This is a genomic window from Enterobacter cloacae complex sp. HYC003_NIDB (genome assembly GCF_056673375.1).
Map to the genome: position 1 here is coordinate 2,764,982 of NZ_CP114220.1, position 18,668 is coordinate 2,783,649.

Annotated in this window: 17 protein-coding genes; 11 read left to right on the forward strand and 6 right to left on the reverse strand. The window is 53.9% G+C overall.

The genetic code is table 11. The features are described 5' to 3' along the window. The gene (gene pntA / locus O1722_RS13135) at positions 1-1,530 is read right to left on the reverse strand and encodes a Re/Si-specific NAD(P)(+) transhydrogenase subunit alpha (protein ID WP_033487079.1); all 1,530 of its coding nucleotides are present in this window, start codon (positions 1,528-1,530) and stop codon (positions 1-3) included. Positions 1,531-2,065: 535 nt separating this feature from the next. On the opposite strand from pntA, the gene ydgH reads away from it, so the two are divergent. The 3 genes from ydgH (at position 2,066) to folM (ending at position 5,340) form a co-directional block, all read left to right on the forward strand. Next, a complete protein-coding gene (ydgH, locus tag O1722_RS13140; protein WP_000769339.1) occupies positions 2,066-3,010 on the forward strand; it encodes a DUF1471 family protein YdgH in 945 nt (314 codons plus the stop codon). A gap of 185 nt (positions 3,011-3,195) precedes the next feature. Further along, positions 3,196-4,578: an amino acid permease gene (locus O1722_RS13145; RefSeq protein WP_003857548.1), complete on the forward strand. Its 1,383-nt coding sequence runs from the start codon at positions 3,196-3,198 to the stop codon at positions 4,576-4,578. Between the two features lie 39 nt (positions 4,579-4,617). After that, a complete protein-coding gene (gene folM / locus O1722_RS13150; protein ID WP_033487081.1) occupies positions 4,618-5,340 on the forward strand; it encodes a dihydromonapterin reductase in 723 nt (240 codons plus the stop codon). Here folM and O1722_RS13155 read toward each other — a convergent pair. Continuing rightward, a complete protein-coding gene (locus O1722_RS13155; protein WP_032670034.1) occupies positions 5,337-5,672 on the reverse strand; it encodes a GlpM family protein in 336 nt (111 codons plus the stop codon). The two genes, folM and O1722_RS13155, sit on opposite strands and share 4 nt — an antisense overlap. Before the next feature lie 127 nt (positions 5,673-5,799). Here O1722_RS13155 and rstA point away from each other — a divergent pair, with 127 nt between their 5' ends. The 3 genes from rstA to O1722_RS13170 all read left to right on the forward strand — a co-directional run bounded on the left by rstA (position 5,800) and on the right by O1722_RS13170 (position 7,931). After that, a complete protein-coding gene (rstA, locus tag O1722_RS13160; RefSeq protein WP_015570649.1) occupies positions 5,800-6,516 on the forward strand; it encodes a two-component system response regulator RstA in 717 nt (238 codons plus the stop codon). A 437-nt stretch (positions 6,517-6,953) separates the two neighbouring features. Then, positions 6,954-7,325 (forward strand): anti-adapter protein IraM, encoded by a 372-nt coding sequence (gene iraM, locus O1722_RS13165; protein ID WP_033487287.1) that lies wholly within the window; start codon positions 6,954-6,956, stop codon positions 7,323-7,325. Positions 7,326-7,712: 387 nt separating this feature from the next. Next, a complete protein-coding gene (locus O1722_RS13170; RefSeq protein ID WP_017384577.1) occupies positions 7,713-7,931 on the forward strand; it encodes a cold shock domain-containing protein in 219 nt (72 codons plus the stop codon). 161 nt (positions 7,932-8,092) lie between these two features. Here O1722_RS13170 and O1722_RS13175 read toward each other — a convergent pair whose 3' ends face one another. Beyond that, positions 8,093-8,290 (reverse strand): YnfU family zinc-binding protein, encoded by a 198-nt coding sequence (locus O1722_RS13175; RefSeq protein ID WP_306414190.1) that lies wholly within the window; start codon positions 8,288-8,290, stop codon positions 8,093-8,095. 114 nt (positions 8,291-8,404) lie between these two features. On the opposite strand from O1722_RS13175, the gene O1722_RS13180 reads away from it, so the two are divergent. From O1722_RS13180 to tus, 3 genes are all read left to right on the forward strand, one after another. Next, on the forward strand, positions 8,405-8,635 hold the full coding sequence (locus tag O1722_RS13180) for a hypothetical protein (protein WP_033487288.1): 231 nt from the start codon (positions 8,405-8,407) through the stop codon (positions 8,633-8,635). 281 nt (positions 8,636-8,916) lie between these two features. Then, complete coding sequence (rstB, locus tag O1722_RS13185) at positions 8,917-10,215, forward strand: two-component system sensor histidine kinase RstB (RefSeq protein ID WP_033487082.1); 1,299 nt, start codon at positions 8,917-8,919, stop codon at positions 10,213-10,215. A 74-nt stretch (positions 10,216-10,289) separates the two neighbouring features. After that, the gene (gene tus, locus O1722_RS13190) at positions 10,290-11,219 is read left to right on the forward strand and encodes a DNA replication terminus site-binding protein (protein ID WP_033487083.1); all 930 of its coding nucleotides are present in this window, start codon (positions 10,290-10,292) and stop codon (positions 11,217-11,219) included. On the opposite strand, the gene fumC is transcribed toward tus, so the two are convergent. After that, positions 11,220-12,614 (reverse strand): class II fumarate hydratase, encoded by a 1,395-nt coding sequence (gene fumC, locus O1722_RS13195; RefSeq protein ID WP_017693543.1) that lies wholly within the window; start codon positions 12,612-12,614, stop codon positions 11,220-11,222. It abuts the gene before it with no gap. 182 nt (positions 12,615-12,796) lie between these two features. Next, entirely contained in the window at positions 12,797-14,443 is a 1,647-nt protein-coding gene (fumA, locus tag O1722_RS13200; protein ID WP_015570656.1) for a class I fumarate hydratase FumA, read from the reverse strand. A 199-nt stretch (positions 14,444-14,642) separates the two neighbouring features. On the opposite strand from fumA, the gene manA reads away from it, so the two are divergent. Then, positions 14,643-15,818, forward strand: coding sequence for a mannose-6-phosphate isomerase (gene manA, locus O1722_RS13205; RefSeq protein WP_033487084.1), 1,176 nt, complete (start codon positions 14,643-14,645; stop codon positions 15,816-15,818). A 99-nt stretch (positions 15,819-15,917) separates the two neighbouring features. Beyond that, on the forward strand, positions 15,918-17,444 hold the full coding sequence (locus O1722_RS13210; RefSeq protein WP_033487085.1) for a YdgA family protein: 1,527 nt from the start codon (positions 15,918-15,920) through the stop codon (positions 17,442-17,444). Between the two features lie 101 nt (positions 17,445-17,545). Here O1722_RS13210 and O1722_RS13215 read toward each other — a convergent pair whose 3' ends face one another. After that, positions 17,546-18,574 (reverse strand): Mal regulon transcriptional regulator MalI, encoded by a 1,029-nt coding sequence (locus tag O1722_RS13215; protein ID WP_033487086.1) that lies wholly within the window; start codon positions 18,572-18,574, stop codon positions 17,546-17,548. Positions 18,575-18,668 lie beyond the last annotated feature (94 nt).

Sequence of the window (18,668 nt, forward strand, 5' to 3'; positions counted from 1 at the left end):
TTAGCCTTTACGAAACATTTTCAGCATGCGCTGAGTCACGGTGAAACCACCGAAAATATTGATACTGGCGATCAGCACCGCAATGAAGCTCAGGAAGCTGATCCAGCCGCCATGACCAATTTGCAGCAATGCCCCGACCACGATAATCCCGGAGATGGCATTGGTGACCGACATCAGCGGGGTATGCAGCGCATGAGAAACGTTCCACACGACGTAGTAACCCACCACGCAGGAGAGCGCGAAGACGGTGAAGTGGCCAAGGAACTCTTTTGGCGCGACATCCGCCAGCCAGCCAAACAGGATAATAACCAGCGCCATGATGGCGTATTTGCGCCACGGCGACGCAGGTTTTTCTGGCTCCGCGGGCTCTGGCGCCGCTTTCGGCGCAGCCTGAGGTTGAGCGGAAACCTGAATCGGCGGTGCAGGCCAGGTGATTTCCCCTTCACGCACCACGGTAACGCCACGCACCACCACATCATCAAAATCAACGGTAATGTTGCCGTCTTTCTCTTTGCAGAGCAGCTTCAGCAGGTTAACGAGGTTCGTGCCGTACAGCTGAGAGGACTGGGTTGGCAGACGCCCTGGCAGGTCGGTATAACCGATCACCTTCACGCCGTTCGCGGTCGTCGTGACCTGGTTTGGCACGGTATACTCACAGTTACCGCCGTTTTGCGCCGCCAGATCGACAATAACGCTGCCCGGCTGCATGGAATCCACCATCTCACGGGTGATCAGCTTCGGCGCCGGTTTACCCGGAATAAGCGCGGTGGTGACAATGATGTCCACCTCTTTTGCCTGCGCCGCAAAGAGCGCCATTTCCGCCTTAATAAAGGCTTCAGACATGACCTTCGCGTAACCATCACCGCTGCCCGCTTCTTCCTTGAAGTCCAGCTCAAGGAATTCGGCGCCCATACTCTGCACCTGCTCCTTCACTTCCGGCCGGGTATCAAACGCGCGAACAATAGCGCCCAGGCTGTTTGCGGCCCCGATAGCGGCAAGACCTGCCACACCGGCACCAATCACCATCACCTTCGCGGGTGGTACTTTACCTGCCGCCGTAATCTGACCGGTAAAGAAGCGACCAAACTCATGCGCAGCTTCGACAATGGCGCGATAGCCGGCAATGTTCGCCATGGAGCTCAGCGCATCCAGAGACTGCGCGCGCGATATACGCGGCACGGAGTCCATCGCCATCACGGTGACACCGCGTGCTGCCAGCTTCTCCATCAGCTCCGGGTTTTGGGCTGGCCAGACAAAGCTCACAAGCGTCGTGCCCGCGTTCAGCAGTTCAATTTCACTCTCTTCCGGTGCGTTGACCTTCAGAATGATGGGTGATTGCCAGACTTCAGCACCGTCCACTACGTCCGCGCCAGCCTGAGTAAAGGCCTCGTCATCGAAACTCGCCAGTTTGCCCGCGCCGCTTTCAATCGCGACGGTAAAACCCAGTTTAAGCAGTTGCTCCACCGTTTTTGGTGTTGCCGCTACGCGGGTTTCATTGGCTAACCGTTCTTTTGGTACCCCAATACGCATAGTTTTCCCTTCCATCGGTTTTTGATGATGGTTTGTCGATAATTGCCCACGGTTTGTATCAATTTTCACCATCGAGATATCGACGGAGAATGATTAACCCCGGAAAATAAAACAGTAACAAACTTTCTATAACCTACTGAAAATAGCGCCCGTGATCTACCGCCAGAAAACACTATTTCTTACTTTATCTGTGAAAAATAAGCGATCGGGGTCACTGACAGAGATATTTACCTTAAATTCGCCTTCAGGACCGATAAATCGCGCAAGCGAAGCGGTAAAAACATGATATAGCGCCATAAAAGAACAACTCATTAACATTAAATTAACTTGTAAAAGTCATATGCTTAATCAGTTTTGCTTGTGAAATGCCTGTTTTTTCCACATATCACAAAATGTTATCGAATCAGGTCCTTTGGTGAGCACAGGCTGTGAAAAATGCCGCAGACAGCGACGGGTGTTAAATGCCATAATCGGGACCGTCTCAAATTAACAACAACACCAGTACATGGTTTGCGCAAGGCGAAGGATTATTTTTATGAAGCTTAAGAACACACTCCTGGCGTCCGCACTTCTTTCCGCGACCGCCCTGTCTGCGAATGCCGCGACAGAGTTGACGCCGGAGCAAGCGGCAGCGTTAAAACCTTTTGACCATACGGTCATTGTGGGTCGCTATAACTCTATTGGCGATGCCGTCGCCGCCGCATCAAAAGCCGCCGATAAAAACGGCGCTGCCTCTTTTTACGTTGTTGACCAGTCCGATCAGGGCAACAGCGGCAACCAGCGCGTGACGATTGCGCTGTACAAAGAGAATGCCCCAAAAGCAGATGAACAGAAAAACCGCGTGATTAACGGCATTGTTGAACTGCCGAAAGATCAGGCTGTTCAGCTGGAACCGTATGACACCGTGACCGTTCAGGGCTTCTACCGCAGCCAGCCTGAAGTTAACGATGCCATCACCAAAGCCGCGAGAGAAAAAGGCGCTTACGCGTTCTATATCGTGCGTCAGGTTGATGCCAACCAGGGCGGAAACCAGCGCATCACCGCCTTCATCTATAAGCAAGATGCGAAAAAACGCGTAGTACAAAGCCCGGATGCCATTCCAGCGGATTCAGATGCGGGACGTGCCGCGTTAGCGAAAGGCGGTGAAGAAGCGAAGAAAGTGGAAATTCCGGGCGTTGCAACCTCGGCGGCACCAAGCGCTGAAGTGGGTCGTTTCTTTGAAACCCAATCCACCAAAGGCGGACGTTATACCGTTACGTTACCAGACGGCACGAAAATTGAAGAGCTGAACAAAGCCACTGCCGCGCAGATGGTTCCGTTCGACAGCATCAAGTTTACGGGCAACTATGGCAACATGACGGAAATCTCCTATCAGGTGGCGAAGCGTGCTGCGAAGAAAGGCGCGAAGTATTACCACATCACCCGCCAGTGGCAGGAACGTGGTAACAACCTGACCATCAGCGCCGATCTGTACAAGTAACAAAACGGTTTCATAAAGGCGGCGCAGTGCCGCCTTTTTTGTTACTTTTTTTCTGATTTCTGCCACACGTCATTGCATGCATCCTTCACACTCCGTAAAATCCCGCGCCTTAGCGTGATCCACCATTTTTATGCGCCTTAGCGAAATAATTATTCTGGATTTGGACTTTTCATAACAGGAAGCCAATGGAAAAGAAACTTGGCCTGAGTGCTTTAACTGCACTTGTATTGAGCTCAATGCTGGGCGCGGGCGTATTCAGTTTGCCGCAGAACATGGCGGCCGTCGCCAGCCCGGCCGCATTACTGATTGGCTGGGGCATTACCGGTGTCGGGATTTTGCTGCTGGCGTTCGCCATGCTGCTGCTGACCCGTATCCGACCGGATCTGGACGGCGGAATATTCACTTACGCCCGGGAAGGTTTCGGCGAGCTGATCGGCTTCTGCTCCGCCTGGGGTTACTGGCTGTGCGCGGTGATCGCCAACGTCTCCTATCTGGTTATCGTCTTCTCGGCGCTCAGCTTCTTTACCGACACGCCCGAACTGCGCCTGTTTGGCGACGGCAATACCTGGCAGTCCATCGTCGGCGCCTCGGTGCTGCTGTGGATAGTTCACTGGCTGATTTTGCGTGGCGTCCAGACCGCAGCCAGCATTAACCTGGTGGCGACGCTGGCCAAGCTGGTGCCGCTTGGCCTGTTCGTCGTGCTGGCCTTCCTCGCCTTCCGTCTCGATGTCTTTACGCTCGATTTCAGCGGCATTGCGCTGGGCGTCCCCGTCTGGGAACAGGTGAAAAATACCATGCTGATCACCCTGTGGGTGTTCATCGGCGTTGAAGGTGCCGTCGTGGTCTCTGCCCGCGCGCGTAACAAGCGCGATGTGGGACGCGCCACGCTGCTGGCCGTACTGGCGGCGCTGGGCGTTTATCTGCTGGTGACGCTGCTGTCGCTCGGCGTGGTAGCTCGCCCTGAACTTGCGGAAATGCGTAACCCGTCCATGGCCGGGCTGATGGTGAAAATGTTGGGTCCCTGGGGGGACGTGATTATCGCGGCGGGTCTGATTGTTTCCGTTTGCGGCGCCTATCTGAGCTGGACCATTATGGCAGCGGAAGTCCCGTTCCTGGCCGCCACGCACAAAGCGTTCCCGCGCCTGTTTGCCCGTCAGAACAAAAACAGTGCGCCATCGGCCTCTCTGTGGCTCACCAACATCAGCGTGCAGGTCTGTCTGGTGCTGATCTGGCTCACAGGATCGGACTATAACACGCTGCTGACCATCGCCTCCGAGATGATTCTGGTACCCTATTTCTTAGTGGGCGCATATCTGTTAAAAATTGCGACCCGCCCGGCACACTATGCGGTAGGCGTCGGCGCCTGTATTTACGGTCTATGGTTGTTGTATGCTTCCGGCCCGATGCATCTGCTGCTGTCCGTGGTGCTCTACGCCCCAGGCCTGCTGGTGTTTATCTACGCTCGCCGTACGCATCAGCTTGATAATGCCCTTAAGCGCCGCGAAATGGCGTTGATAGGTTTGCTGTTAGTCGCTGCCGTACCGGCAACGTGGATGTTAATGGGATAGCGCCGCCTGTCCCATTGTTGAACTGAAAAGGAGATTACGATGGGACACACGCAGCAACGCCCAATATTGATCACTGGCGCAGGCCGTCGCATTGGCCTCGCCCTCGCCCATCACTTTCTCAATCTTCGCCATCCGGTTATCGTCAGTTACCGCACGGAATATCCCTCCATTGAAGGGCTACGAAATGCCGGAGCAGTCTGCATTCAGGCGGATTTCTCCAGAGATGAAGGTATTCTCGCCTTCGCGGACAAAGTGAAGTCGACCACCCACGGACTGCGGGCGGTTATTCACAACGCCAGTACCTGGCTTCCCGAAAAAGCAGGACATTCACTCAGCGAAACGCTCGCCTGCATGATGCAGATCCACGTTAATGCGCCTTATCTGCTCAACCATGCCCTACAGGATTTGCTGCGCGGACACGGCCATGCCGCAGGAGACATTATCCATTTCACCGATTACGTGGTGGAGCGAGGAAGCGACAAACATATCGCCTATGCGGCCAGCAAAGCCGCGCTGGATAATATGACCCGCTCTTTCGCACGCAAGCTGGCGCCCGAGGTAAAGGTCAACGCGATTGCTCCGGCGATGATTTTATTTAACGAAGGCGATGATGCCGAGTATCGTCAGCAGGCGCTCAACAAGTCGTTAATGAAAATTGCGCCCGGCGAGAAAGAGGTGATCGACTTGATCGATTATCTGCTGACCAGCTGTTACGTCACGGGCCGAACGTTTGCCGTGGACGGTGGCCGCCCCCTGCGCTAGTGAAAGCGGCTCCAGAAGAAGATGAGCACCCAGGCGCTGAGGCTCCAGCAGACCACCGCCCCGCCCAGCGCCAGGGGCAGACGCAGAAAACCGGTGAAGTACCACAGCGACAGCAGGTAGATAAAATATGGGATGATCGACCACATCCCGAACACAATGGTGGCGCGCAGCGCCTCAATACCCCGCTCAGAGGCCACAATATAGTGCGCGATTAACGCAAAGGTGGGAAACAGCGGGATCAGCCCGGCAATGTAGTAGTTCTTCGTTTTAGCCAGCACCCCAATCAGCAGCACGACCAGCGCACCCAGCGCGGCTTTTATCACCAGCCCCATTCTTTTCCCTTAACAATCAAATAACATTCCCGTGCAGGATAACGGAACTCCGGCTAATTTTGAAAGATTAATGGAAGGTTAAGGTTGCGCGGTGTATGTTGACGTTTTTCGCGATGATAGACGTTGTATGAATAAGATTGTTTATGTTGAAGATGAACCCGAGGTGGGGCAATTAATCGCCGCTTATCTGGGTAAACATGATATGGAAGTGGTTGTCGAGCCTCGTGGCGATCGCGCTGAAGACGTCGTCAACCGCGAAAATCCGGATCTGGTGTTGCTGGACATCATGCTGCCCGGGAAAGATGGTATGACGCTATGCCGGGATCTGCGCGCGAAATGGGACGGCCCGATCGTGCTGCTGACCTCTCTCGACAGCGATATGAATCATATTCTGTCGCTTGAGATGGGCGCAAACGACTACATCCTGAAAACCACGCCGCCGGCGGTTCTGCTAGCCCGTTTACGCCTCCATCTGCGTCAGCGTGCCAGCGCTGAGCGTGAAGCGCCTGCGCCCTCCTTAACGCCGCATAAAGCGATGCGTTTCGGCACACTTTCTATCGACCCGGTCAACCGACAGGTTATGCTTTCCGGGGAGCTGATTGCGCTCTCAACCGCAGATTTTGACCTGCTGTGGGAGCTGGCAACCCATGCCGGACAAATTATGGACCGGGATGCATTGCTGAAAAATCTGCGCGGCGTAAGTTACGACGGAATGGATCGTAGCGTTGATGTGGCGATTTCACGACTGCGTAAAAAACTGTTGGATAACGCCACGGAACCTTACCGCATCAAAACCGTACGCAACAAGGGCTATCTGTTTGCACCGCACGCCTGGGAAACCTGAAAAAGGAGCCAACTGGAATATTCAAAAAATAACTGACGATGCATCGGAATTGTTATCGGTATTCGTCGAAAGTTATCGATTATATGCATCGTCAGTTATGACATATCCTCTGGTCTGATTCCTCTCTCCAGTTCTATTCGATGTGCATTTTTCGCGTAAACAAAAGTAGCGCTAATGTATTTGATTGCTATAGTACAATATATATTCAGCAGAGCAGGCACCATCATCGATCAAAAATCCGTCACTTAAATGCACATTAGGCTAAAAATGATCTTTACAATTGACTTAATCATTATCTTATCCTTATGAAAACAAAGGGGATAATGGCGAACATATAAATAATATCGATCTTTTTCAATAGCTTACGTGTTTGCAGAAATCTAATTCTCATGCTAAACCTTATACTCTCTCAATTATTTAATGAAAGAGGTATAGCAATGTCATGGAGAGTCATTAGCTCGGTAATTTGTCCTAACACGGGAATCGTTTATTCAAGCATCTTGGGACTCAAGTTCTTGAAACTCATCATTTGGTATGAAAGCGATGTCTATTTGTACCCCGGTGACAGGATATATCCGACAAAAAATGGCGTCTTCATAAATGGTGTTTTCAAGCCTATATCGATATACAACATATCACCTTACAACGAAATGTTGTGGAGTGAAATTAAAAACAAGATGGCCTGCCCATACAATCGAGACCAGCACGAGGAGATATGCACTTACGCGGTGCATTGCAACGCGCGGAAATGCCCGCATGGGTTTGCCACCAACCCACTGATTGTCAGCACAGGTAAATCCAGACATTAGCGAAAATCGGAAATATTGAGATCAAGATAATTAATATTTCTGCTGCACCGCCTTTGTCCGGATAAATCTCCGTGACTACAGCCCAAATGCTCCTGTGGGGACATTTGGGCTGTAGTCACGCCTGGCAACTCTGGCTTCTTGTACCAAATTAATTTTTATTGTGCAATTTTAAGCAAGCCATCCGGAAGGCTAAAATAAAAATTGCTAATTAACCCTGCCCGTGCATTAATGGTCTCGTTAGTCCGATCCAATAATAGTTGGGCAAGTTGCATGACAATTCTCATAACCAGGCGCTATCGCTGATATCCCCTCCTTTTGAGTCCACACCTTAGCATTATATGTTTATTAGCTTTTATATCACTTCGGAAATGTTCAAATGGAGTCTTTATGTCATCAAAAATTTTAGGTCTGGTTAAGTGGTTTAAGGAAGATAAAGGCTTTGGTTTTATCTCCCCTGTAGATGGCAGCAAAGATGTTTTCGTGCATTTCTCTGCCCTTCAGGGAGAGAACTTCAAAACACTTTTTGAAGGTCAGAAAGTCGAATTTATCATCGTAAGCGGCGATAAAGGCCCTGCTGCTGCGAATGTAACGCTTTGCGATAAATAATATCAGCACACAGCCGCGTTGACGATGATGTTGCTTCTGGCTCGTGGACTGCACAAGCAGTCTACAATCCGATGCTAACTGCTTGTAAATCAGTAAAGTGTTATTGAGATCAGGCGACCGCGAAAAACATCGTCCCTTCCACTTCTTGTATGAGTATTTCTTCAGAGACGCTGAGAGGATTTAAACAAAGCGCTACAGTAGGGACAGACAAGCTGGGCCCCCTTTTGTATGCGAGTGAAACTGTGCTCTGACTCTTTAGCGCAGTTTGGACATGAACATTTGACTAAATAATTGCGACGAAGTTGCGAGTTTTTACGTCCCGACATAGGCTGCTCCTGAATGAAAAGGATTGCCACCATACACGTTAAGGCAGGATATTGCTTGCTTTTATTTCCCAAAGAGAGCAAAAAATAGAAAGGAGCCACGCTTCTGGAACATTCTTACCTTGCACAATCACAAAGAGATATAGAGTGATATATGGAAAGGTGATCATTTTTTTTAATGCCAACCCCAGCAAAGTCATTATCGTGCTTAAGGGCATAGCGTCTGTACGCCAGACATATCCGGATGGTGAAGAAATTAATCTTCAGATCATGACTGCAAGCTTTCCGTCGTTGACGGGAGATCATAATTCTATCTATGTTGCTTCAGACAGGGAACTTACCTCTCAGGAAATATCTGATGCTGCCAAACAATATTTATAATATTTTCTGTCACTAGTCCGGTTAACAACACAGCATTTATTTCACTCAGAATGAGAAAAATTACAATCCATCATTATTAATGCCTGCAAAATGCAGGCTTTTTTACGACATTGCCCTTTAAATTTAACTATTCCGCATAATCGTGCTGTTCACTTTGCTCCCTCTGTTTCCGAAGAAAGTGTATCATCAACCTTCTTCGTTCCTGTGGTGATATGGATGTCCACGCAGGGCTGACGAAGTAAAGCCGGGTTCTTAATTGATTGATTTAGCGGTGCTATCCAATGAAAAAGCTGTTTGTGCAGTTTTATCTCCTGCTGTTTGTCTGCTTTCTGGTGATGACCATGCTGGTCGGGCTGGTCTACAAATTCACCGCAGAGCGCGCGGGCAGGCAATCCCTGGACGATCTGATGAAAAGCTCGCTCTATCTGATGCGTAGCGAGCTGCGAGAAATTCCTCCTCATGACTGGGCGCGCACGTTAAAAGAGCTGGATCTGAATCTGTCGTTTGATTTGCGTATCGAACCCATGAAGGATTTTGACTTAGCGCCGCCTGCGATGCAGCGTCTGCGCGACGGAGACATCGTCGCACTGGACGAGAAATATACCTTCATTCAGCGTATTCCGCGCAGCCATTATGTTCTGGCCGTCGGGCCAGTGCCCTATCTCTATTACCTGCACCAGATGCGCCTGCTGGATCTCGCTCTGCTGGGCTTTATTGCCATCTCGCTCGCTTTCCCTGTGTTCATCTGGATGCGACCGCACTGGCAGGACATGCTGAAACTGGAATCCGCCGCACAGCGTTTTGGGGAGGGTCATTTAACTGAACGCATACATTTCGACAGCGGTTCCAGTTTTGACCGGCTCGGTATTGCCTTCAACCAGATGGCCGATAACATCAACGCACTGATTGCCAGCAAGAAGCAGCTGATCGATGGTATTGCGCATGAACTGCGCACTCCGCTGGTACGCCTGCGTTATCGCCTGGAGATGAGCGAGAACCTCACCGGGGCGGAATCGCAGGCGCTCAATCGGGATATTGGCCAGCTTGAAGCGCTGATTGAAGAGCTGCTGACCTATGCCCGCCTCGATCGGCCTCAGACGGAGTTGCACCTCAGTACACCGGATCTCCCCGTCTGGCTACAGACGCATATTAACGATGTGCAGAGCGTTAACCCTCAGCGAAAACTGCTTACAGCCATTACCCCCGGCGCGTACGGCGCACTGGACATGCGCCTGATGGAACGCGTGCTGGATAATCTGATGAACAACGCCATGCGCTACAGCGAAACGACGCTGCGCATAGGTTTAGATTTGCAGGGAAGCCAGGCGATTCTGTGTGTGGAAGACGATGGCCCCGGCATTGAGCCGGCGGAGCGTGAAAAAGTTTTTGAGCCGTTTGTGCGCCTCGATCCCAGCCGCGATCGGGCTACCGGCGGCTGTGGTCTGGGGCTGGCTATTGTCCGTTCTATTGCCCAGGCGATGGGCGGTTCGGTTCGCTGCGAAGCGAGCGAGCTGGGTGGAGCCCGGTTCGTCTTTAGCTGGCCGATCTATCACAATCTTCCCCTTCCCGTACCTGCCTGACCTAAACCGCACGCTGGCCTGACCCGGCGTGTTATGCTATATCAGTAGTATGTTGTAACTAATTAAGGGCTGCCATGGCAACTTACGATCTCATCGAAAGGCTTAACACCACATTTCGGGAAATAGAGCAGGCGTTACTGACCCTCACGGGGCAACTTCAGGACTGCCGCCTGCTGGCCGCCCGCGTCTTTTCCCTGCCCGAGGTGGCGAAAGGCGCGGAGCACGACCCGCTGAACACCATTGAGGTGACACAGCATATTGGCAAGGCGGCGCTGGAAATGACGTTGCAGCACTTTCGTCGCCTTTTCATCCAGCAGCAGTCCGAAAATCGCAGCAGTAAGGCCGCCGTTCGCCTGCCCGGCGTCATCTGCCTGCAAACGGATGCCGCAACGCGTGAAGGAATTGAGGCGCAGATTACGCATATCAATACGCTGAAAGCCGCGTTTGAGAAGATTGTAACCGTTGAGTCCGGGCTGGCGCGGGCTGCCCGTTTTGAATGGGTGCATCGCCAGCTTCCGGGGCTGATCACCCTGAATGCTTACCGCACGCTGACGGTACTGCGCCACCCCGCCACGCTGCGCTTCGGCTGGGCCAACAAGCACATCATTAAAAATTTCACGCGCGATGAGATCCTGGCTCAGCTGGAGAAAAGCCTGAAATCGCCGCGAACGGTCGCCCCGTGGTCGCGGGAACAGTGGATTGAACGGCTGGAGCAGGAGTACCACAGCATTGCCTCCCTGCCAGCTGATACCCGTCTTAAAATAAAGCGTCCGGTGAAGGTACAGCCTATCGCCCGCGTCTGGTACGCCGGACAACAAAAGCAGGTGCAATACGCCTGCCCGACGCCGCTGATTGCGCTCTACGATGCCGATCAGGGTGCGGTGGTGCCGGATATCGGGGAACTGCTGAATTACGATGCTGAAAACGTTCAGCATCGCTATAAACCCCAGGCGCAGCCGCTACAGCTGATTATTCCGCGGCTGCACCTGTATGTGGCGCAGTGATTATCTGAGGCTGCCCACCATCGCTTCCGGGCGGACCCAGGCATCAAACTCGGCGTCCGTCAGGTAGCCCAGCGCCAGCGCAGAGGCTTTCAGGGTAAGCCCCTCTTTGTGCGCTTTTTTAGCGATTTCGGCCGCTTTGTCATAACCAATATGGGTGTTCAGCGCCGTTACCAGCATCAGAGACTCATTCAGCAGCTGGCTGATTCGCTCGCGATTAGGCTCAATGCCCACCGCGCAGTGCTCGTTAAAGCTCTCCATGCCATCGGCCAGCAGACGAATCGATTGCAGTACGTTGTGGATCACCATCGGACGATAGACGTTAAGCTCGAAGTTACCCGACGCGCCGCCCATGTTAACCGCCACGTCATTACCCATCACCTGACAGCACAGCATGGTCATGGCTTCGCACTGGGTCGGGTTCACTTTGCCCGGCATAATGGAGCTGCCCGGCTCGTTTTCCGGAATGCTGATTTCGCCGATGCCGCAGCGCGGGCCGGAGGCCAGCCAGCGCACGTCGTTGGCAATTTTCATCAGCGAGGCCGCCAGCCCTTTCAGCGCGCCATGGGTATGCACCAGCGCATCACAGGTCGCCAGCGCTTCGAATTTATTCGGAGCGGTAACAAACGGCTGCCCGGTGATCTTCGCCAGCTCTTCGGCCACGCGCACCGCGTACTCGGGATGGGTGTTTAAGCCAGTGCCCACCGCCGTCCCGCCGAGCGCCAGCTCCGCCAGATGCGGCAGGCTGTTGTCGATATGCTTAAGATTGTGCTCCAGCATTGCCACCCAGCCGGAGATCTCCTGACCAAGCGTCAGCGGCGTGGCGTCCTGAAGGTGCGTACGACCAATTTTAACGATGTCGCGGAAGGCCTGCGCTTTCTCGTTAAGCGTAGATTTAAGCACGTTGAGCTGCGGGATAAGCTGCTCGCGGATTGCGATGACGGCCGCCACGTGCATGGCCGTCGGGAACACGTCGTTGGAACTCTGGCTTTTGTTCACGTCATCGTTCGGGTGGACCTTGCGCTCCATGCCGCGCACGCCGCCAAGAAGCTCGCTTGCGCGGTTCGCCAGCACCTCGTTCATGTTCATGTTGCTCTGGGTGCCTGAGCCGGTCTGCCAGATGGCAAGGGGGAATTCGTCGGGATGTTTGCCCGCCAGCACTTCGTCGGCGGCATTGATGATGGCGGTGGCTTTATCGGCATCCAGCAGGCCCAGATCCTGATTGACTTTGGCGGCAGCGCGTTTGGTCAACGCCAGCGCCTGGATTAGCGAGACGGGCATTTTCTCTGTCGAAATGCGGAAATGCTCCAGCGAACGCTGGGTTTGTGCGCCCCATAGCTTGTCGGCCGGGACGTCGATGGCGCCCATGGAGTCTTTCTCGCGGCGATGCATTGTCATTACTTACTCCTTGATAACAAAGATGGGATTGCTCACATGCTTAAGAGATAAGTATTGATGACTTCTGAGAAACGTTATGGCGCTTTGTGCGCTCTTTTTGATGTCGGGTGGCGGCTGCGCCTTACCCGACCTACGAGAATGCAGGCCGGGTAAGCGTCAGCGCCACCCGGCAATTTACAGAATTACTTCACACACGCCGAACACTGGGAAGACTGGATCTGTTTGAAGAAGTCGTTACCTTTGTCATCCACGAGGATGAACGCCGGGAAGTCTTCCACTTCAATTTTCCAGATCGCTTCCATACCCAGTTCCGGGTACTCCACGCACTCAAGGCTCTTGATACTGCCCTGCGCCAGCACCGCTGCCGGGCCACCTATACTGCCGAGGTAGAAGCCGCCGTGCTTATGGCACGCGTCCGTCACCTGCTGGCTGCGGTTGCCTTTCGCCAGCATGATCATGCTGCCGCCGTTGGCCTGCAACTGGTCGACGTAGGAGTCCATACGGCCCGCCGTGGTTGGGCCTAACGAGCCGGAAGCATATCCATCAGGCGTTTTTGCCGGGCCTGCGTAGTAGATCGGGTGATCTTTAATGTACTGCGGCAGCCCTTCGCCGTTGTCCAGGCGCTCTTTCAGCTTCGCATGGGCGATGTCGCGGCCCACGATAATCGTCCCGTTCAGGGAAAGGCGCGTTGAAACCGGATACTGCGAAAGCTGCGCGAGGATCTCTTTCATCGGACGATTCAGGTCCACGCGAACCGCTTCCCCCTCGCCCGCTTTACGCAGTTCTTCAGGAATATATTTGCCCGGGTTGTTCTCCAGCTTCTCGATCCAGATGCCGTCGCGGTTGATCTTCGCCTTGATGTTGCGATCCGCCGAGCATGAGACGCCCATGCCCACCGGACAGGAAGCACCGTGGCGCGGCAGGCGGATTACGCGAATGTCATGCGCGAAGTATTTGCCGCCAAACTGCGCGCCCAGGCCAAGATTCTGCGCTTCGGCCAGCAGTTCCTGCTCAAGCTGCACGTCCCGGAACGCCTGACCATGTTCGTTACCTTCCGTTGGCAGGCCATCGTAGTATTTGGTTGAGGCCAGCTTAACGGTTTTCAGGGTGCTTTCGGCAGACGTACCGCCAATCACAAACGCGATATGGTACGGCGGGCAGGCCGCGGTGCCGAGGGTGCGCATCTTCTCGACCAGATAATTCTTCAGCTTGCCCGGGGTAAGCAGCGCTTTGGTTTCCTGGTAAAGATAGGTTTTGTTGGCTGAACCGCCGCCTTTGGCGATGCAGAGGAATTTGTACTCGTCACCGTCGACGCTGTAGAGGTCAATCTGCGCAGGCAGGTTGGTGCCGGTGTTCACCTCTTTGTACATATCCAGCGCTGCGTTTTGCGAATAGCGCAGGTTGTCTTCGGTGTAGGTATTGTAAACGCCGCGCGCCAGCGCCGCTTCGTCACCGCCGCCGGTCCAGACGCGCTGGCCTTTTTTACCGGTGATAATCGCCGTGCCGGTGTCCTGGCAGGTCGGCAGAATGCCTTTCGCCGCGATATCAGAGTTACGCAGGAATTGCAGGGCAACGTACTTATCGTTCTCACTGGCTTCCGGGTCGCTCAGGATATCAGCAACCTGCTGCTGATGCGCCGGACGGAGCATAAAGGAAGCATCATGGAAGGCTTGCTGCGCCAGCAACGTCAGCGCCTGCGGGTCAACTTTGAGGATCTCCTGCCCTTCAAACTCAGAGACAGAAACGTAATCGCGGGTTAACAGGTAATACTCGGTCTGATCCTGACTGAGGGGGAAAGGATCCTGATAATGGAAGGGTTTATTCGACATTGTTCTCTCACTTACTGCTTCGGTCTGTTTATTCAGGGCAGATGTTCCGCTGCCCGGCTTAAAAGCGAGTCAGCTTATCCTACACAATTTTTTAACAAAAACTGAGACTAGTACGACTTTTTACATCCGCAGGTTACTTCCATTCGGTTTATTGCTTTAATACGCGGAGTTAATTCCACATATGAATCAGGGCTTGATAATGCAAAAACTCATCAACTCAGTGCAAAACTACGCCTGGGGAAGTAAAACTGCGTTAACGGATCTCTACGGTATCGCCAACCCGGACAACCTGCCGATGGCAGAGCTGTGGATGGGCGCGCATCCGAAGAGCAGCTCAAAAATTGAAGATGCCAGCGGTCAGGTTCGCAGCCTGCGTGACGTCATCGACGCCGACAAAGCCGCACTGCTCGGCGATAAAGTGGCGAATCGTTTTGGTGAGCTGCCGTTTCTGTTCAAGGTATTGTGCGCCGACCAGCCGCTCTCCATTCAGGTTCACCCGAACAAAAAAGCCTCTGAGCTGGGCTTTGCCAAAGAAGATGCCGCCGGTATTCCGTTAGACGCCGCAGAGCGTAACTACAAAGATCCTAACCACAAGCCGGAACTGGTTTTCGCCCTGACCCCTTTCCTGGCGATGAATGCCTTCCGCGAGTTTTCCGAGATCATCTCCCTGCTGCAACCGGTCGCCGGGGCTCACAACGCGATCGCCCATTTCCTGGAAAACCCGAACGCAGAAGCCTTGAGCGAGCTGTTTGCCAGCCTGCTGAATATGCAGGGCGAGGAAAAATCCCACGCGCTGGCAGTGCTGAAAGCCGCGCTGAACAGCCAGCAGGGTGAGCCATGGGACACCATTCGCGTAATTTCCACGTTTTATCCGGACGACAGCGGTCTCTTCTCTCCGCTGCTGCTGAACGTGGTGAAGCTCAACCCGGGCGAAGCGATGTTCCTGTTCGCTGAAACCCCGCACGCCTACCTGAACGGCGTGGCGCTGGAGGTGATGGCTAACTCCGATAACGTACTGCGCGCGGGCCTGACGCCAAAATACATCGACATCCCTGAGCTGGTTGCCAACGTGAAGTTCGTGGCGAAACCTGCTGCGGAGCTGCTTACGCAGCCGGTGAAAAACGGCGCAGAGCTGGACTTCCCGATTCCGGTTGACGATTTTGCCTTCTCGCTGCACGACCTCAGCGCAGACGAAACCGCCATTGCACAGGAGAGCGCAGCGATCCTGTTCTGTGTAGAAGGCGAAGCGACGTTGCATAAAGATAGCGAGCGTCTGGTGCTTAAACCGGGTGAATCCGCCTTTGTCGCGGCCAACGAGTCGCCTGTCCGGGTGAGCGGCACCGGTCGCCTGGCGCGTGTTTTTAATAAGCTTTAGGGACTTACTGAATTTTTTAACAACTCTTGCTAAGCTAGTAACAGGCGTTGTAACACCAGGCGGTTTTAACCGCCTGGTTTCATTTTAGGGATAATCGCAATGAAAAAATCGGTCGTAGCGGTAGGAGTGATTGTTGCTTTAGGCGTGATCTGGACGGGTGCTTCCTGGTATACCGGGAAACAGCTGGAAAGCCGTCTGGCAGAGATGATGACGCAGGCAAACAGCGAGATTAAGCGCAGCGCGCCTGAAGCAGGTCTGGAGCTGAGCTACCAGAACTACCAGCGTGGCGTGTTTACCAGCCATATGCAGGTGGTGGTGAAGCCGGTTGCGGGTAATCAGAACGCCTGGCTGAAACCGGGCCAGAGCGTGGTGCTGGATGAAGTGGTCAGCCACGGTCCGTTCCCGCTGGCGCAGTTGAAAAAGTTTAACCTGATCCCCTCCATGGCATCCGCCAGAACCGTACTGGTGAATAACGAGGTGACGAAGCCGATTTTCGATATGGCGAAAAATGAGTCGCCGTTTGAGATCAATACCCGCATCAGCTATGCCGGTGATACGCATTCCGACATCGACCTGAAAGCCCTGAATTACGAACAAGGCACCGATAAAGTCGCCTTCAGCGGCGGTAATTTCCAGCTTGATGCCGATCGCGACGGCAAGAATGTCTCCCTGACCGGCGATGCCGCCAGCGGCCTGGTGAATTCAGTCAATGAATATAACCAGAAGGTTCAGCTTACCTTCAACAACCTTAAAGCCAGCGGCAATAGCCGTATGACCGATTTTGATGAGCGTATCGGCGACCAGAAACTGAGCCTCGATAAGATCGCCATTGCGATCGAAGGCAAAGAGATGGCGGTGCTGGAAGGCATGGATCTGGACGGTAAGTCTGACGTCTCCAAAGACGGTAAAAGCATCAACACCCAGCTGGATTACAGCCTGAAAAGCCTGAAAGTACAGAATCAGGATCTGGGTACCGGTAAGCTGTCTCTGAAAATCGGCAACATTGACGGCCAGGCGTGGCATGAATTCAGTCAGAAATACAGTAAAGAGAGCCAGGCTCTGCTGACCGATGCCGCCCTGCAACAGAACCCGCAGGCGTACCAGCAGCAGGCGATGACGGTGCTGTTTAATAACCTGCCGATCCTGCTGAAGGGCGAGCCGGTGATTACCGTTGCGCCACTGAGCTGGAAAAACGGCAAAGGCGAAACCAACTTCAACCTGTCGCTGTTCCTGAAGGATCCGGCCGCTGCGACCGGCGAACCGCAGACCCTGGCGCAGGAAGTTGACCGCAGCGTGAAATCGCTCGACAGCAAGCTGACCATCCCGATGGATATGGCGACCGAGTTCATGACGCAGATTGCGAAACTTGAAGGGTATGGTGAAGAAGATGCAGGGAAACTGGCAAACCAACAGGTGAAAGGCCTGGCGGCGATGGGCCAGATGTTCCGTATCACGAAGGTGGAAGACAACACCATTTCCACCAGCCTGCAATATGCTAATGGCCAGGTGACGCTCAACGGCGACAAAATGCCGCTGGAAGAGTTTGTCGGTATGTTTGGTATGCCGACGCTGGGCATTCCGGCACCGGCTGAACCGGCAGCGCCGCCGGCAGTACCGCAGCAGTAAACGAAAAACCCCTCGCATGAGGGGTTTTTTATTGCCGGGTGGCGCTGACGCTTACCCGGCCTCCGATCCTGAGTCGTTGTAGGCCCGTGCAAGCAAAGCGTTTACTTCACCGTCACTAACCGCGCAGCCACAATCTGATGCCCGGCCTGCACGTCCGTATTTTCAATGCGCTGCATGATCCTGTCTGCCAGGGTGTACCCCATCTCACGAGCCGGCGTCGTCGCCCAGACGATGGGGAGATCGTCTAACGCATTTTCACCGACATCCGCAAATGCCCCCAGCGCCACCTGATGGCCGAAGAACGTTTCTACCCCGCCCTCACCGCTCTGGCGTCCGGCGCGGATCAAACCGAACCACGCCCCCATCGCAATGACGTCGTTATAGCAAATCACCGCGCTGATCGTCGGGCTGTTGCGAAGCAGCGTGCCGATGGCTTCCGCGGCTTTTTTCTGGCTGGATTCACACTCCACCACCCATTCGCTGTGAAACGGCAGGCCGTATTTGATGAGCGTGGAGCAGTAACCGCCCACCCGCTCGGCACGCGTCAGGGACGAGCTTTTACCGCCGAGCCAGGCGATGCGCTGATGGCCGCGATGAATAAGATGCTCGGTCAGCATTTGCGCGGCCTGCATGTTATCTGGCCGAAGGGTATCGGCTTCGTCGAGATAGCTTGCGCGCGAGGCAAACACCAGCGGTACGCCTTTCTGCGCCGCGCGCTCACACAATTCACTGCCCACGCCGGACGCGCCGGCCACGATCACCCCATCCACCCCTTGCGTCAGCAGCATATCCAGCCTGGAGAGCAGCTGCTCCGGTTCGCGCCCACCGTGGAGCAGGAAAACCATTCGCCCCTGCGCTTCAAGCGCCTCGGTAAGCCCGGCGGTCAGTTCTGCATAAAACGGCGACGTGAGGTCGCGAACGATCAGCCCTATCACCCCGTTTTGCCCACCGCGCAGCGCCGACGCCTGGCGATTACGCACAAAGCCTAACTGCTCAACGGCCTCGTTGACGCGCTGACCCGTTGCAGGAGAGATGCGCCCCTTCCCGCTCAATACCAGCGAAACGGTGCTGACGGAAACCCCCGCCGCCAGCGCGACATCGTTGATGGTGATCTTTTTCGCTACAGCCATGTGGTGGCGTGACTCCTTGATAATGAGATCGCTAAAACGTTTTATCAATACGTTATCTTTATACTACCAGTAAAAGCCTGAGAATGTGATTTAG

What these genes read in the sequence shown, in the direction of transcription:
- O1722_RS13170 (WP_017384577.1), top strand. Translation starts at nt 7,713, where the DNA reads ATGTCATCAAAAATTTTAGGTCTGGTTAAGTGGTTTAAGGAAGATAAA.
- iraM (WP_033487287.1), top strand. Translation starts at nt 6,954, where the DNA reads ATGTCATGGAGAGTCATTAGCTCGGTAATTTGTCCTAACACGGGAATC.
- folM (WP_033487081.1), top strand. Translation starts at nt 4,618, where the DNA reads ATGGGACACACGCAGCAACGCCCAATATTGATCACTGGCGCAGGCCGT.
- O1722_RS13215 (WP_033487086.1), bottom strand. Translation starts at nt 18,574, where the DNA reads ATGGCTGTAGCGAAAAAGATCACCATCAACGATGTCGCGCTGGCGGCG.
- tus (WP_033487083.1), top strand. Translation starts at nt 10,290, where the DNA reads ATGGCAACTTACGATCTCATCGAAAGGCTTAACACCACATTTCGGGAA.
- fumC (WP_017693543.1), bottom strand. Translation starts at nt 12,614, where the DNA reads ATGACAATGCATCGCCGCGAGAAAGACTCCATGGGCGCCATCGACGTC.
- O1722_RS13155 (WP_032670034.1), bottom strand. Translation starts at nt 5,672, where the DNA reads ATGGGGCTGGTGATAAAAGCCGCGCTGGGTGCGCTGGTCGTGCTGCTG.
- rstA (WP_015570649.1), top strand. Translation starts at nt 5,800, where the DNA reads ATGAATAAGATTGTTTATGTTGAAGATGAACCCGAGGTGGGGCAATTA.
- ydgH (WP_000769339.1), top strand. Translation starts at nt 2,066, where the DNA reads ATGAAGCTTAAGAACACACTCCTGGCGTCCGCACTTCTTTCCGCGACC.
- pntA (WP_033487079.1), bottom strand. Translation starts at nt 1,530, where the DNA reads ATGCGTATTGGGGTACCAAAAGAACGGTTAGCCAATGAAACCCGCGTA.
- fumA (WP_015570656.1), bottom strand. Translation starts at nt 14,443, where the DNA reads ATGTCGAATAAACCCTTCCATTATCAGGATCCTTTCCCCCTCAGTCAG.
- O1722_RS13210 (WP_033487085.1), top strand. Translation starts at nt 15,918, where the DNA reads ATGAAAAAATCGGTCGTAGCGGTAGGAGTGATTGTTGCTTTAGGCGTG.
- O1722_RS13145 (WP_003857548.1), top strand. Translation starts at nt 3,196, where the DNA reads ATGGAAAAGAAACTTGGCCTGAGTGCTTTAACTGCACTTGTATTGAGC.
- O1722_RS13175 (WP_306414190.1), bottom strand. Translation starts at nt 8,290, where the DNA reads ATGGTGGCAATCCTTTTCATTCAGGAGCAGCCTATGTCGGGACGTAAA.
- manA (WP_033487084.1), top strand. Translation starts at nt 14,643, where the DNA reads ATGCAAAAACTCATCAACTCAGTGCAAAACTACGCCTGGGGAAGTAAA.
- rstB (WP_033487082.1), top strand. Translation starts at nt 8,917, where the DNA reads ATGAAAAAGCTGTTTGTGCAGTTTTATCTCCTGCTGTTTGTCTGCTTT.